We start from the raw sequence: 14,802 nt of genomic DNA on the forward strand, positions 1-14,802 counted from the left end.
GAGTACGGATGCCGTCTTGGAAGAGGCCGACATCGTAGGGATACTGTGAACCGATCGTGGCCTGCGCGACAGACTGCAGTTCATGCTAATCGGTACGGACTAGACGTTGCGCGAAATGTCGGCACATGAAAGCGCAGGAGCAGCTTCTATCCCATGCCGGCGCGTGTCGTCCCCGCTTCGCGCTCCATGCTGTCAATCAGCCGCACCACTTCGATCGGCGTACGCAGCTCCAGCTTTCGCATCATCCTGGCGCGATGGACCTTCGCCGTCACTTCGCTCACGCCGAGCCGCGCCGCGATCTGCTTGGCGACGAGCCCTTCGGCCATCAGCAGCATGATCTCGCGTTCTCGCGCCGTCAGCGTCTCGACCCGCTGGCGGGCTTCCCGCACCGTGTCTTCGCGTTCGAGCCGCCTGCGATCGCGCTCGATGCCATGCCGGATCGCGTCGAGGATCTCCTGCTCGCGAAAGGGTTTTGGCAGAAATTCGACCGCGCCGCGCTTCATGGCTTCGACCGAGACGCGGACGTCGGAATGGCCGCTGATGAAGACGATCGGGATAGGCACGCCCGTCTCGGCGAGCCGGCGCTGAAGCTCGAGGCCGGTCGGCGACGTGCCCGGAAAGCGGACATCGAGCACAAGGCACGCAGGCCCGGGCGAAATATTCTCCGCGAGGAATTCTTCCGTCGAAGCGAACAGCTTCACCTGGTGTCCGGTCTCCTCGCACAGACTTCCGATCGCGGTTCGAATCTGAATCTCGTCGTCAACGATATAAACTATGGCTTGACCTGAATTCATGGCAACGGACTCCCCGGCTTGGGGCTCGATGAGCAGGCAACGAGCCATCCATTCTTCTTGCAAGCGAAAACAATGTGCTTGGAAGTATTCGCGGGGATCGGGCGAAGCGCATCGGTCCACCGGTTCGACGTCTTAAGGCCAACACGCGCTCGTGACGAGTGAAGGCGTTCACATATCGGTCTTCGTGATTGGAAGGAATTGAGCTCGCCGCCGTCCGCAGCGCGCGATCGCGAAAATGCGACAATCCGGTGTCGTACAGTCCGGTATCTTGAAAGCAGTATCGCCAACTGCGTCATGCATCGCCGCTCATGTGCCGACTCGAACGCGGGCACCGTCCGCTTCGCCAAAGCAGACGGGATGTTCAGTCAGTCTATCGAGTTCGATACCGCGCGCGTCATATCGATACGCTCGGTATGCATTTCGATCAAATCACGAAAAGTAGCACGGCACCGACTTTACTACTGGATGATGAGTCGAGCCCGACCGTCGCCCCGGCAGCAGCGACATACGGACGATCGATATCGCTTTGGGAGATTTACAACCATAGCGCGATCTTTGTCCGCGCCGCCATCGAGGCCATTTCAAAGAGGCGGGTTTTTGATATGCGATTTGTACCAATTATTGCCTTGCTCGGAACTGGGTGCAGCCTCGCCGCGATCTACATCGCGGGGCCCGCCGTCATCACCGGCGCGGCCGGGAGCGCTGCGGACAGGGCGTCGCACGTCCTGGACTCCACCAGGCGGCTGCTCGTGCCTGCTGGGCGAGACGTCCCGACTTTCGGGTCGGATGCGCCAATGTTCCGCTATGCCTCGATCCAGCGCGGCAGCATCGAGCAGACCGTCACCGTCACTGGTGCCCTGCAGCCGGTCAAGACGATCGAGGTCGGTTCCCAATTGTCCGGGCAGCTCGCCCGGGTCTATGTCGATTTCAACGACACCGTCACCAAGGATCAGCCGCTCGCCTTGATCGATCCGCGCAGCTTTGCGGCCAAGGTCGACGAAGCCAAGGCCTCCCTCGCCGTCGCCAATTCCCTGGTCGACATCGCACGGGCCAAGCTCGATCGCGCCAGGATCGACCTGCAAAATGCCAGGGGCAGCCGGGACGTGCTCGCGGCCAAGCTCGAAAGCGCCCAGGCGGTCAAGAGCTCGGCGCAGAAGACCCTGCAGCGGAAGCTGGCGCTCCAGTCGCAAAACGTGGTGGCGACGTCGACGGTCGACGACGCGCAGACGGAGTTCACCGCCCGCCTCGCCCAGGAGCGCGAGGCCGAGATCCTGATGTCCCTCAACTCCTATTCGGTGGAGGGCGCGCAGGCCGACGTCCGCCGGATCGAGGCGGAGTTGCAGCAGGCACGCATGGCCGTGCCGGAGAAAGCGGCCGTTCTCGCCGCGGCCCAAGCCGATCTCGACCGCACCGTGATCCGCTCGCCGATCGATGGTGTCGTCGTCGGCAGGTTCGTCAACGAGGGCCAGACGCTCGCGGTCGGATTGGAATCGCGCACCACCTTCGTGGTGGCGCATCGCCTGGAAGACATGGAAATTCACGCGCAGGTCGACGAAGCCGATATCGGCCGCATCGCCCCTAGCCAGCGCGCGCATTTCACCGTGGACGCCTACCCGGACCGCCGCTTCGAGGCGGTGGTGCGGCAGGTGCGCAAGGCGCCGCAGAACCAGCAGCACGTCGTCACCTACACCGTGGTCCTCGCGACCTCGAATCTGGACGGCGCGCTGCTCCCCGGAATGACCGCGCTGGTGAAGATCGTGATCGAGCGGCAGGACGACGTTCTGAAGGTGCCGCTCGCCGCACTGCGTTTCCAGCCCTCCGGCACGCGGCCGGACTCAGGCAGCACGCGCAGCGGAGTGTGGGTCCGCACCGCAAGCGGCGCGCTCCAGCGCATTGCCGTCACGGTGGGCGCGGCCGGCATCGAACAGGTCGCACTCAAGAGCGGAGATCTCGACGAGGGCAGCCAGGTTGCCGTCGGCCAGGCGATCCGCCCGGCGGGCTTTGAATTTCTCGGAATCAGGTTCGGATCATGACCGCCTCCCCACCCCTCATCAGCCTCCAGTCGGTCAGCAGGACCTATCGCACGGACGGGGTCGCGGTGACTGCGGTACGCAATGTCAGTTTCGAGATCGCGCAAGGCGAGATCGTCGCCGTGATGGGACCGTCCGGCTCCGGCAAATCGACATTGATGAACATGATCGGGCTGCTCGACCTGCCGAACGAGGGCGCCGTCTATCTCCAGGGCGCCGACGTCGCCGGTCTGTCGGAAGATCGCCGCTCGTCCTTGCGTGCCCGCAGCATCGGCTTCGTGTTCCAGTCCTACAATCTGCTTGCCCGCCACAATGCAATCGAGAACGTCGCGTTGCCGCTGGTCTATTGCGGCATCGCTCGCAAGGAACGTCTGGCGCGCGCCGAGCAGAGCCTTCAGTCCGTCGGCATGCTGCACCGGGCCCATCACTTCCCGCGGCAGCTCTCCGGCGGCGAGCAGCAGCGTGTCGCGATTGCGCGCGCACTGATCGCCTCCCCGCTGATCGTGCTCGCCGACGAGCCGACCGGCGCCCTCGACAGCCGCACCGGCGCCGAGATCCTGGCGCTGTTCGCCGCGCTCAACCGGACCGGTCAGACCATCGTGATGATCACGCATGATCCCGGCATCGCGACGCAGTGCCGCCGCACCATCCGCCTGCATGACGGCGAGCTCGTCAGTGACGAGACCCTGGTCCCGATCCTGCCGAAACGGAGCGCCGTGTCATGACGATGCTCCAGGGCTTCCAGATTGCTCTGCACGCCTTGCGCCTCAATCCGCTGCGCAGCTTCCTCACCATGCTGGGCATCGTGATCGGCGTCGCCTCCATCGTGACGGTGTTTGCGATCGGAGCCGGCGCGCAGCTTCGCCTGCAGGAGCAGATCCGCTCGATCGGCGCCAACGTGCTGATGATCACCCCCGGCGCGGTCTATCAGGGCGGCGTGCGTCTCAAGGACGGCAGCAAGCTGACGATGACCGAGAGTGACGTGCAGGCCATCCTCGAGCAGATTCCGGAAATCCAGGCTGCGGCCGGCTCGATCGCCGGAACGGCGCAGGTCATCCACGAGGGCAAGAACTGGAATACCACCATCAACGGCACGACGACGGGGCATTTCATGGTGCGCGACTGGCAGCTTGCGAGCGGGCGCTATTTTTCCGGCTCCGAGGAGGCAGGCGCCGGCAAGGTGGTGATCCTCGGCAGCACGGTCGCGCGCGAGCTGTTCGCGCCCGGCGACGACCCGATCGGCGCGCAGATCCGGATCATGAAGGTGCCGTTAGAGGTGGTCGGCGTGCTCGATCGCAAGGGACCGGCGCAGGACGACGTCGCCTTCGTGCCGCTCGCCACCGCCAAGCTGCGCTTTCTCGGCAGTGCCAGCAACATCAATCGGGATTCGGTTGCCTACATCATCGCCAAGGTGGCCGGCGACGGCCAGATGGCGGGTGCCCGATCGGAGATCGAGAACCTGCTGCGGCAGCGCCACCGCATCCCCGCCGGCCAGGAGGACGATTTCAAGGTCCAGGATCCCGCCGCCGCGATGGAAGCGCAGCAGGGCGCGATCCGCACTGTCGCGCTGCTGCTCGTTGCCATCGCCTCGGTCTCGTTGCTGGTCGGCGGCATCAGCATCATGAATGTCATGATCGTCTCGGTCACCGAACGCACGCGGGAGATCGGAATCCGCCGCGCGCTGGGCGGGCGGATGCGGGACATCCGCCTGCAGTTCCTCTGCGAAGCGCTTGTGCTCTGCCTGCTCGGCGGCGCCATCGGTGTCGCCGGCGGCGTCACGCTCTCGATGACAGTCGCCCGCATGGCAGGATGGGTCACCTCGATCGACGGTCAGGCGATCGGTCTTGCCCTGGTCTTCTCGATCGCCACCGGCATCATCTTCGGTTTCTATCCCGCCCACAAAGCATCCAAGCTCAGCCCGATCGAGGCGCTCAAAACGGAGTGAGAAGATGCCAAAGGCGGCCAATTCAGCCCGAAGACCAGCGAGGAGCCTACCATGAGCCCGGATCCGAAGGATTCGATTACACCGACACCGCGCGAGCGTGAGCTGATGATGCTGATCGCCCGGGGGCTGCAAAACAAGAACATCGCCTACGAGCTCAAGATCTCGGAGAACACGGTTCGGGCGCATATCGGCAACATCATGCGCAAATACCGGCTTTCGAACCGAACGCAGATCGCGATCGCGTTTGCCCTGCACGCGGCGCCATTGTCGCTCCGCCGCGATCTTGCCAGGATTGACCGCGCCAAGTCCGACCTCCGTCCGACGGCGCCAAAGCCCGCGCAGGCGCCTGCTCAAAGTTCACCGGTGCTGACCGCGCCGGATTGAACGCCGGACACAATCCCTTGCGTTGCCCGACGGGCAAAACAGGCGAGCCCTGGGTCAACGCGCGCAGCGAGAAATATTCCACTTTACCGAAATTCGGAAAGAGCGTATGTGTCGTCGCAACCCGGCCCAACGAAGAGGGGCGTATCGCGATCGTCACGAACGCGGGCCGGACGGCGGTGGGCGCTGATGACATCGGCGCGAAGGGTTTCGCAGGGCGGAGAGCCGTGAGCGAAACGCCTCGCGCACACGACCGGTGTGATCGGCGTACGGCAAAATCGTGTGGTCCTGACGCCCGGGGTCTGTGCGTCAAGTCTCAGCGGTGATGAGTGCGGCTCAACCGGGCCCACGCATCGATCATCCGCAAGGCGACGGGGGCAATAGTGCATCGCTCCCCGGGGAGAGCACGCCATAAGCCGTCAAACCACTGCGCAGGGAAGGCCGGGATGTCTCCGGTTGCCCTGTTCTCCGCTATGCAGAAGCACACGCAATCTGCTCTTGGCATGGCGGTCCACGGGAGCCAACCGGCTCCCGGCCTTCCCTGCGCCCTCTTTCAATTGAGGGCAAGGCAACGAGGCAAAGCTCGGGCGAATTGAGCCGCGAGGCTGCGAAGGTGTGTCTGCAGGTGAGAAGTGTGTCAGCGGGTGAAATGCAAATGATGAGCGACGCCCGCCCCCCACACCCTCCGTCATTGCGAGGAGCCCTTGCGACGAAGCAATCCAGGCTGCCTCCGCGGAAAGATTCCTGGATTGCTTCGCTGCGCTCGCAATGACGATGTTGATGCAGATTCGCGCCAAACTCCGCTCTCGTGCCCCGGACGCTGCGCAGCACGAAGTGATGCGCTGCAGAGCCGGGGCCCATGTGGCAGCGAGTGCCGTGGCCTCCTGGGTCCCGGCTCTGCGCAGCAACGCGAAGAGCGTTGCAGCGCGTCCGGGACACGAGAGTGGCAGGCGCCCTCTCCAGCCACTGCAGTAGATTGCAGGATGGGTAGAGCGAAGCGAAACCCACCATGTTTAAACGTGGAGAGCGCGTTGATGGGTTTCGCTTCGCTCTACCCATCCTACGGCGACTGCAATGACGATGCGAATCGAAAGAGCGATGCCGCCCCCAACACCTTCCGTCATTGCGAGGAGCCCTTGCGACGAAGCAATCCAGGCTGCCTCCGCGGAAAGATTCTGGATTGCTTCGCTGCGCTCGCAATGACGATGTTGATGCAGCTTCGCGCCAAACTCCGCTCTCGTGCCCCGGACGCTGCGCAGCACGAAGTGATGCGCTGCAGAGCCCGGACCATGCAGCAGCGAGTACCGTGACCTCCTGGGTCCCGGCTCTGCGTCGCACGCTCGCGCGCGCGTCGCGTCCGGGACACGAGAGCGGCAGGTGGCCTCCCCAGCCCATTGCAGATGTCACAGGCCTTGTAACAAAACTGACATCCAGCGAAACTAAACGAACCGGGGGCCGCGGTCGGCGGCCAAGCCTCACCGCAGGGAGATTTTGATGCGCCGTTCACTGGTGTTGCTGTCCGCCGGACTGACAATGCTGTCCGCCGGACTTGCCAACGGACTTGCCTCCGCACAGAACAACACGCCCCGCAATTTGATCCTGTTCATTCCGGACGGCCTGCGCGCGCTGAAGGTCAACCCTGAAACGGCACCCGCCATGGCCGAGGTCCGCGACAAGGGCGTCAATTTCAAGAATTCGCATTCGCTCTTCCCGACCTTCACCATGGCCAACGGCTCGGCGATGTCGACCGGCCATTATCTCGGCGACACCGGCGTGTTCTCCAACACGATCTGGACCAATTACACCTCCGTGCCCGCCGGCGACACCGTGGTGCCCTTCATCGAGAACGACGCCGTGCTCGGCGACATCGATGAGCATTTCAAGGGCGACTATCTCAACGAAGAGACCATCTTGAAGCTGGCCCGCGACAAGGGCCTCAGCACCGCGGCGATCGGCAAGGTCGGCCCGACCTACCAGTTCGACCACACCGACAAGCCCGAGAAGGCCGGCCTGCATTCGGTCGTGTTCGACGACTCCACCGGCGGCAAGAATGGTGTCGCGCTATCGGACGAGGTGAAGGACGCGCTGACCAAGGCCGGCCTGCCCGCCGCCACGCCGCCGCGCGGTGACAATTCCAAGGCGGGCGATGCCAAGACGCCAGGCACCACGTCTGCCAACGTTGCCCAGCAGGCCTACTTCGCCGACGTCGCCACCAAGGTGGTGCTGCCGATGTTCAAGGCGCGCAACAAGCCGTTCGTGCTGGTGTTCTGGTCGCGCGATCCCGACGGCAGCCAGCATAACACCGGCGACAGCCTCAACCAGATCAAGCCCGGCATCAACGGCCCGACCTCGATGGCCGGCATCAAGAACGCGGACACCAACCTCGCCCAGCTCAGAAAGGCGCTCGACGAGCTCGGGCTCGCCGCCTCGACCAACATCATCGTGTCGGCCGATCACGGCTTCTCCACCATCTCCAAGGAGAGCAAGACCAGCCCCTCGGCCAAGGTCAGCTATGACGACACGCCGAAGGACTTCCTGCCGATGGGCTTTCTGGCGCTCGACCTCGCCAAGGCGCTCGACCTGCCGCTGTTCGACCCCAACGACAAGAACGCGAAGGTCGAAGGCAACAAGCATCCCAAGGCCGGTAACGGCGTGCTCGGCAAGGATCCCACCAAGCCCGATCTCGTCGTCGCCACCAATGGCGGTTCCGACCTGGTCTACCTGCCAACCAAGGACAAGAAGCTGGCGGCGAAAACCATCAAGGCGCTGCTCGAGCAGGACTACGTCTCCGGCCTGTTCGTCGAGGATTCGCTCGGCCGCTTCCCCGGCACGCTACCGCTGTCGAGCATCAATCTGCGCGGCAAGTCGGCAACGCCGACGCCGTCGATCGTCGTCAACTTCCGCTCCTATGCCAGCGATTGCGGCGAGGCGCCGACCAACTGCTCGGTGCAGGTCGCCGACACCGTGCTGCGCCAGGGACAGGGCATGCATGGCAGCTTCAGCCGCGGCGACACCATGAACTTCATGGCGGCGATCGGGCCGGACTTCAAAGCCGGCTTCGTCGACGAGCTGCCGGTCAGCAATGCCGACGTGGGCATGACGGCCGTCCAGCTCATGGGCCTTCGCGCCACCCAGAACGGCGGCCTGGTCGGCCGGGTGATGTCCGAGGCGCTGCCCAACGGCGACACGCCGAAAGCGTTCAAGGCGGTTGAGAAGTCGAAAGTCTCCGAGAACGGCCTTCAGACCGTGCTCAACCTCCAGCGCGTCGGCAGCCAGCGCTATTTCGACGCCGCCGGCTTCCCGGGCCGCACGCTGGGGCTCGAGGTCGACGCCGGCAAACAAAAAACGGCGGGGAAATAACCCCGCCGCTTTCGCTCGCGCCCCGCAGGGGGCGCGAGAAGATCCCGGTTGTTACATGCCCAGATTTTTACATCCCAATGTCGAACACGTTCGGCAGCTGGCCCGCCAGAGGCAGCGCGGTGGCGCCCAGGAAGGTCGCCACCATCGCCATCAGGCGACGGTTGTTGTGGCGCTTGCCGCGCATCTGGCCGGCGATCCACTCCAGCATCTCGCTGTTGACCTTGGAGGCATAGGACGGCGCCCAGCTCTCGATGTCGGTGTCGGCCGACAGCGCAACGCTGCGCGGCGGCACCTTGAGGCCCGAGGCGCTTGCGGCATAATGGGCAACGGCCTTGGCGAGCAAATCGTCGAAGCGGCCGCCATCGGTTCGCTCGGTCGCGGCCTCGTTGATCTCGAACAGCACTTCAGCCTCGGTGCGGCTAACGGGCTGGTCGTTGACGGCGGTTGCGGTCAGGATGCGCGTGCACCAGGCGGTGTCATCGGCATCGAGCGAGCGGGAGAAATGCACCCTTCCCTTGGTGGTCGGGCCTTCGCCCGTAATCACGCCGTCGCGCACGATGCTCAGCGCATGGGCCGCGGTATCGCGGCAGGACGGCTCCAGGGACGGTGACTCAACAGATTTAGGCGCAGCGGCAGACATAGTTCACTTCCAGACTTCTTCTGATCGACCAGCATTTTCATGCCGGCGTAAAGGGGTGGTTAACGATTCGATACGGCGATCGCGACTTTTCGAGATGGTTGCCAATTGGTCGCTGTCAGGACCGTTTTGGTTCTAGGAGCGCCGGGCGAGCGTGATGAAAGTCATAAAAGGCTTTATCGGGGCAATCGGGTCCCGTGCGGCTCCGGTGGAGATGTTTCGTCGCAGGCGCAGCTGTAACAAAAAAGTGCTACGATATCGGCCCTTCAAAGTAGGAATTCACATTTTACTTGAAGCGGTTCACTTCAGTTCGACGACGCCCTATAATGGGCGTGACGACAAAGACAATTTCTCATTTAGATTCAATGCGATGAGGTAGATCCATGACACTCCCGATCGGCACCACTGCACCCGACTTCGAAGCCGAGACCACCGAAGGGAAGATCAAGTTCCACGACTGGATCGGCAACAGCTGGGCGCTCCTGTTCTCGCATCCGAAAGACTTCACGCCGGTCTGCACGACCGAGCTCGGCGCGCTCGCCAAGCTGAAGCCGGAGTTCGACAAGCGCGGCGTCAAGCTGATGGGCCTGTCGGTCGATCCGGTCGACCGCCATGCCAAATGGTCGGAAGACATCAAGGAGACGCAAGGCGCAGCTCCCAACTATCCGATGATCGGCGACACCGATTACAACGTCTCGAAGCTCTACGGCATGCTGCCGGCCGCGATCTCGGGCGATCCCCTCACCCGCACCGCGGCCGACAACCAGACCGTCCGCAACGTCTTCGTCATCGGGCCGGACAAGAAGATCAAGCTGGTGCTGGTCTACCCGATGACGACGGGGCGGAACTTCCAGGAGATCCTGCGCGTCATCGACTCGCTCCAGCTCACCGCCAAGCATCGCGTCGCCACCCCCGCGGACTGGTCGCAGGGCGAGGACGTCATCATCGCGGGCTCGGTCTCCAATGACGAGGCCAAGACGATCTACCCGCAGGGCTGGAAGGAGCCGAAGCCCTACATCCGCATCGTGCCGCAGCCGAAGTAATCCAACTGTCATTCCGGGGCGGTCCGAAGGACCGAACCCGGAATCTCGAGATCCCCCGGTGCGCAATTGCGCACCTGAGGTCTGGTCCTTCGGACCATCCCGGGATGACGAGGTTGGATTACGCCGCGTTCACGCGGTCGAGGAACCTGTCGACCTCGGCCTTCAGATGCAGGCTCTCGCCCGACAGAGCCTGTGCGGAGACGAACATCCGGCTCGAGGTCTCTCCGGTCTCGCTTGCGCCCTCGGCGGCGTGACGGACGTTGACGGCGACATCGGCGGTGCCCGACACCGCGGCGCGAACGCTGGCCACGATGTTGTGGGTCGCGCTCTTCTGCTGCTCGACCGCAGCCGAGATCGAGCCCGCGATGCCGCTGATGCGTTCGATGGTCTGGCTGATCGCCTTGATGGCGGCGACCGATTCCTCGGTCGCGAGCTGCATGCTTTCGATCTGGCTCGAGATCTCGTCGGTCGCCTTGGCCGTCTGGCCGGCGAGCGTCTTGACCTCCTGGGCCACCACCGCGAAGCCGCGGCCGGCATCGCCCGCGCGCGCGGCCTCGATGGTGGCGTTCAGCGCCAACAGGTTGGTCTGCTCGGCGATTGAGGTGATCAGCTTGACGACGTCGCCGATGCGCGCGCCTGCCTCGGAAAGCTGCGCGATGCGCTGGTCGGTCGCCTCGGCCTGCTGCACCGCCTCGGCGGAAATCTCGTTCGATTCCTGCACGCGCCGGGTGATCTCGGAGATCGACTGAGACAGCTCGTCGGAGGCTGACGCTGCCGAACGGACGTGCTCGGAGGCATTTTCGGAGGCGCCGGCGGACTGAGCCGACAGATCGGCGGTGGAGCGTGCGACGTCGGTGAGCTGTCGCGCCACGCGCTCGAACTCACCCGACGAGGTCAGCACCTTGTCGAGGACGCCGCCGACGCTGCCGCGGAATTCCTCGACGAAGTTGCGCAGGTCGGATTTGCGCTGCTCGACCGCTGCGGCCGAGGCCGCCGCCTGCTCGCTGCGCATCCGCGCCCGCTCCAGCGAATTGCTCTTGAACACCGCGACCGTGCGGGCGATCTCGCCGATCTCGTCGGCGCGATCCTCGCATTCGATCGCGACGTCGCTCTGGCCGTCGGCAAGCGCGGTGAGCGAGCGTGTGACCGAGGTGAGCGGCCGGGTGACGCGGCGGACGACCAGCAGGGTCAGGACCAGCACCAGAAGCGCGGCGAGCCCGGCGGCCGCTGCCATGCTCTCGATGGCGTGGGCCAGCATGCTCTCATACTGGGCCATGGGGATGCCGACATAGAGGATGCCGGTGACCTTGCCGGTGGCGTCCGCGATCGGGAAATAGGCGGTCATGAACGTCTTGCCGAACAGTGTGGCCGGCCCCTTATAGGCCTCGCCCCGGCGCAGCGGCGCCTGTCCCGGATGGTCGGCGGCAAGCTGGGTGCCGACGGCGCGGTCGCCATTTTCCTTTTTCACGTTGGTGGAGCGGCGGACGAACTGTCCGCTGGCATCGTCGAACACGAACAGGGTCGCGTTGCCGCCGACATAGGACACGGCACGATCGACGATGGCGTGATCGTTGAAGTCGGGCATCTTGGGGATCTCGGCGCGCGCCACCGCGCCATCCCGCATCGTGATCTTGGCGGCCGGAACGGTCTCGGTAAAGGCCAGCGCCAGCGTGCGCAGATTGACCTCGATGTCGCGCAATGCGCGGTCATTGAAGGCGGACGTCAGCGACCAATAGCCGGCGCCGACCACGAGCGCCGTGTTCACGGCGATCAGCAACACGGCGCACAGGACCGCCTTGGTGCCGAGCTTGAACTGCGGCAGGAACTTCGCCGTTGGAATATTAGACATGGATGGAATGACCCCCGTAATTCCTGCATATTCGTGCAATCGGCTTACGGCCGCATTAACGGCGGTTCGCACCGCCGCACCCCGGCATGGTTTCCAATTGGTAAACGAGGCCCTCCCTGACCACGCCAAACGCGCCGCCCATCATCGTCTGGTTCCGCGATGATCTTCGCCTGTCCGACCATCCCGCTCTCCACGCCGCAGCGAAAGCGGGCGCAACCGTGCTCTGCCTCTTCGTCCTCGACGACAGCGTCGGGCGTCCGCCCGGCGCCGCAACGCGCTGGTGGCTGGCGCAGTCGCTGCGGGCGCTCGGAGCCGAGATCGCCGCGCGCGGCGGATCTCTGGTCCTGCGCAGGGGACGTGCGGCCAGGGTGGTCCCCGAGGTGGCGCGAGAGAGCGGCGCCCGGGCCGTTTACTGGAACGGGATCGCGCAGGCGCCGCATCAGGCGGTTGAGCGCCAACTCGAAGCGGCCCTCGCAAGGCTCGGCGTCGATTCGCAGAGCTTCCCTGGCGACCTCCTTGTGCCGCCCTCGGCGATCCGCACCAAGGAAGGCCGTGGCCTGCGCGTGTTCACGCCGTTCTGGCGGCGCGTGTTGTCGCTCGGCGATCCGCCAAAACCGTTGTCTGCTCCGAAGGAGCTTCGCCCGGCTGCGACAATTGCGAGCGACAGGTTGGAGAGCTGGAAGCTTGAGCCGACCAAACCCGACTGGTCAGGCGGCCTGCGTCAGAGCTGGACACCGGGCGAGGCCTCGGCCCGCACACGCCTGCGCGACTTCCTCAAGCACACCGCGCGCCGCTATGTCGGCGATCGCGACCGCCCGGATCGCGAGGGCACCTCAGGCCTGTCGCCGCACTTGAGGTTCGGCGAACTGAGCCCGCGCCATGTCTGGCACGCGGCGCGGTTCGCCGCGGATGAAGATCCGGCACTCGGACCGGGCATCGACAAGTTCCTGAGCGAACTCGGCTGGCGCGAGTTCTGCCGCCACCTCCTCCACGATCATCCCGGCCTCGCCACCGAAAACCTGCAGACGAACTTCGACGGCTTCCCCTGGAAACCCGACGGCAAGGCTCTCGCCGCCTGGCAGCGCGGGCGCACCGGCTATCCCATCGTCGATGCCGGCCTGCGCGAGCTCTGGCACACCGGGGTGATGCACAACCGGGTGCGGATGGTGGTCGCCTCGTTCCTCGTCAAGCACCTCTTGATCGACTGGCGCGAGGGCGAGGCCTGGTTCTGGGATACACTGGTCGATGCGGACGCGGGCAGCAATCCCGCCAACTGGCAGTGGGTCGCCGGCTGCGGCGCCGACGCCGCGCCCTATTTCCGCGTATTCAACCCGCAGCTTCAGGGCGAGAAGTTCGATCCCGATGGAACCTACGTACGGCGTTGGGTGCCGGAGCTGAAGGATCTCCCGGTGAAGCTGATCCACCAGCCGTGGCGGGCGTCGCCGATCGAGCTTGCGAGCGCGGGCATCACACCCGGCAAGACCTATCCGCAGCCGATCGTCGATCATGCCAGGGGGCGCGAGCGCGCGCTCGCCGCTTACGCAAGGATCCGCAAAGGTTGAGCGCTGCTTTGACACAATTTCGAAACCCGCTATCGTGATCGCTCCATTCAAACAATGGGGGACGATATGGACGACGAGAAGCCGATCACTGAGCAGGCGATGGACACGATCACCAATGCGGTGGAAGCGACCAAGGACGCCGCAGTCATCGCCGTCAAGCAGGTGAAGACAGCCGCCAAGAAGGTCGCGAAGAAAGTAGCCCCGAAGAAAGCTGCCAAGAAGAAAGCCAAGAAGGCTGCGAAGAAGACCACGAAGAAAGCGGCGAAGAAGTCTTCAAAGAAAGCCGCGAAAAAGGCCACCAAGAAGTCTGCGAAGAAGGCCGCCAAGAAAGGCGCCAAGAAAGCCACCAGGTCGAAGAAGAAGGCCAAGAAGGCCAAGCGCTGAGCCCAACGCTTGGAGACGTCTCCGGGTGCGGACGCACCCGGAGACAGCGACACCCTATCCACGTCGCTTGGCTGCGCGCCGGCCCGGGTGATGCTCTCCCTTCGGATCGCGGAATTCGCTGCGATGGCCACGGCGGTCCTCGGCGTTGAAGCGCCGCCGCTTTTCCGGCGAGCCGAACTGCTTGATCAGCCGCCTGCCGTTGACCTTCTTGATGACGTAGCCGCCCTCCGTCATCGAGAACGGCTCCTTCAACGATCCCATATGGTCGAATTTGGTGCCGCGGGGATGCCCGAACGACTCGAACCAGGACGGATAGACGAAGTTCGACATCGGAAAACCGTTGACGAGAAAGGACTCCTCCTCCACGGCGTCGCAGACCTCATAGGCATATTGGGTGTGGCGGGTCTTGTCGGCCCACAGATTGGCCATGGGATCGAGCACCATCTCGAACAGCTCGTGCGACGCCGCCATGCTGACGGGCTCGTCACCCAGCGCCTTGACGAAGATCTTCGAGATCGGCTGCCCCCGATGGGTCAACTCGTGCCGTCCGAGGAAGTTCTTGTGGGTGGCATCGTCGAAATAGACGAGCTGCCAGTCCGTCGGCTTCGGCTTGCGGGTGACGTCGAGATGGACGGGGTAGCCCCATATTGGCAGGAAGTGCTCGTCGTAGCATTTCTGAAGCGCGGCCGTGAGCCTCGCCATCATCCGGTCGCTTATCATCTCCTCCGCGTAATTGATGCAGGCAATCCGGACGGGCCTTAAGGACCTGCCGAGCAGTGCGCGCCGCGCTTTCTTCATGAAATCACCGTGTGAAAGG

12 protein-coding genes are annotated in these 14,802 nt (G+C 64.2%); 8 read left to right on the forward strand and 4 right to left on the reverse strand.

What is annotated here, in order from left to right:
* Window positions 1–146 precede the first annotated feature (146 nt).
* Window positions 147–794 carry a response regulator transcription factor gene (locus IVB26_RS24465; protein ID WP_247967764.1) on the reverse strand — a complete coding sequence of 216 codons (648 nt, stop codon included), beginning with the start codon at window positions 792–794 and terminating at the stop codon, window positions 147–149.
* Between the two features lie 602 nt (window positions 795–1,396).
* On the opposite strand from IVB26_RS24465, the gene IVB26_RS24470 reads away from it, so the two are divergent.
* The 5 genes from IVB26_RS24470 to IVB26_RS24490 all read left to right on the forward strand — a co-directional run bounded on the left by IVB26_RS24470 (window position 1,397) and on the right by IVB26_RS24490 (window position 8,510).
* Window positions 1,397–2,827, forward strand: a complete 1,431-nt coding sequence (locus IVB26_RS24470; RefSeq protein ID WP_346732832.1) for an efflux RND transporter periplasmic adaptor subunit — start codon at window positions 1,397–1,399, stop codon at window positions 2,825–2,827.
* A complete protein-coding gene (locus IVB26_RS24475) occupies window positions 2,824–3,549 on the forward strand; it encodes an ABC transporter ATP-binding protein (protein WP_247967766.1) in 726 nt (241 codons plus the stop codon). The genes IVB26_RS24470 and IVB26_RS24475 overlap by 4 nt, the downstream gene beginning before the upstream one ends.
* Window positions 3,546–4,769: an ABC transporter permease gene (locus IVB26_RS24480; protein WP_247967767.1), complete on the forward strand. Its 1,224-nt coding sequence runs from the start codon at window positions 3,546–3,548 to the stop codon at window positions 4,767–4,769. Before IVB26_RS24475 ends, IVB26_RS24480 begins: the two co-directional genes overlap by 4 nt.
* 51 nt (window positions 4,770–4,820) lie before the next feature.
* On the forward strand, window positions 4,821–5,153 hold the full coding sequence (locus IVB26_RS24485) for a response regulator transcription factor (protein WP_247967768.1): 333 nt from the start codon (window positions 4,821–4,823) through the stop codon (window positions 5,151–5,153).
* Between the two features lie 1,491 nt (window positions 5,154–6,644).
* Window positions 6,645–8,510: an alkaline phosphatase family protein gene (locus IVB26_RS24490; RefSeq protein WP_247967769.1), complete on the forward strand. Its 1,866-nt coding sequence runs from the start codon at window positions 6,645–6,647 to the stop codon at window positions 8,508–8,510.
* Between the two features lie 67 nt (window positions 8,511–8,577).
* On the opposite strand, the gene IVB26_RS24495 is transcribed toward IVB26_RS24490, so the two are convergent.
* On the reverse strand, window positions 8,578–9,150 hold the full coding sequence (locus IVB26_RS24495) for a hypothetical protein (protein WP_247315057.1): 573 nt from the start codon (window positions 9,148–9,150) through the stop codon (window positions 8,578–8,580).
* A gap of 380 nt (window positions 9,151–9,530) precedes the next feature.
* Here IVB26_RS24495 and IVB26_RS24500 point away from each other — a divergent pair, with 380 nt between their 5' ends.
* On the forward strand, window positions 9,531–10,190 hold the full coding sequence (locus tag IVB26_RS24500; protein WP_247315055.1) for a peroxiredoxin: 660 nt from the start codon (window positions 9,531–9,533) through the stop codon (window positions 10,188–10,190).
* A 118-nt stretch (window positions 10,191–10,308) separates the two neighbouring features.
* Here IVB26_RS24500 and IVB26_RS24505 read toward each other — a convergent pair whose 3' ends face one another.
* Window positions 10,309–12,039 (reverse strand): methyl-accepting chemotaxis protein, encoded by a 1,731-nt coding sequence (locus IVB26_RS24505; RefSeq protein WP_247967770.1) that lies wholly within the window; start codon window positions 12,037–12,039, stop codon window positions 10,309–10,311.
* 170 nt (window positions 12,040–12,209) lie between these two features.
* On the opposite strand from IVB26_RS24505, the gene IVB26_RS24510 reads away from it, so the two are divergent.
* Both IVB26_RS24510 and IVB26_RS24515 read left to right on the forward strand, forming a co-directional pair.
* On the forward strand, window positions 12,210–13,601 hold the full coding sequence (locus IVB26_RS24510) for a cryptochrome/photolyase family protein (protein ID WP_247973266.1): 1,392 nt from the start codon (window positions 12,210–12,212) through the stop codon (window positions 13,599–13,601).
* A gap of 66 nt (window positions 13,602–13,667) precedes the next feature.
* On the forward strand, window positions 13,668–13,985 hold the full coding sequence (locus IVB26_RS24515; protein WP_247967771.1) for a histone: 318 nt from the start codon (window positions 13,668–13,670) through the stop codon (window positions 13,983–13,985).
* 54 nt (window positions 13,986–14,039) lie between these two features.
* Here the strand turns inward: IVB26_RS24515 and IVB26_RS24520 are convergent, their stop codons facing one another.
* Window positions 14,040–14,783: a hypothetical protein gene (locus tag IVB26_RS24520; RefSeq protein WP_247967772.1), complete on the reverse strand. Its 744-nt coding sequence runs from the start codon at window positions 14,781–14,783 to the stop codon at window positions 14,040–14,042.
* Between the last annotated feature and the right edge of the window lie 19 nt (window positions 14,784–14,802).

Source organism: Bradyrhizobium sp. 195 (assembly GCF_023101665.1).
Lineage (GTDB): Bacteria > Pseudomonadota > Alphaproteobacteria > Rhizobiales > Xanthobacteraceae > Bradyrhizobium.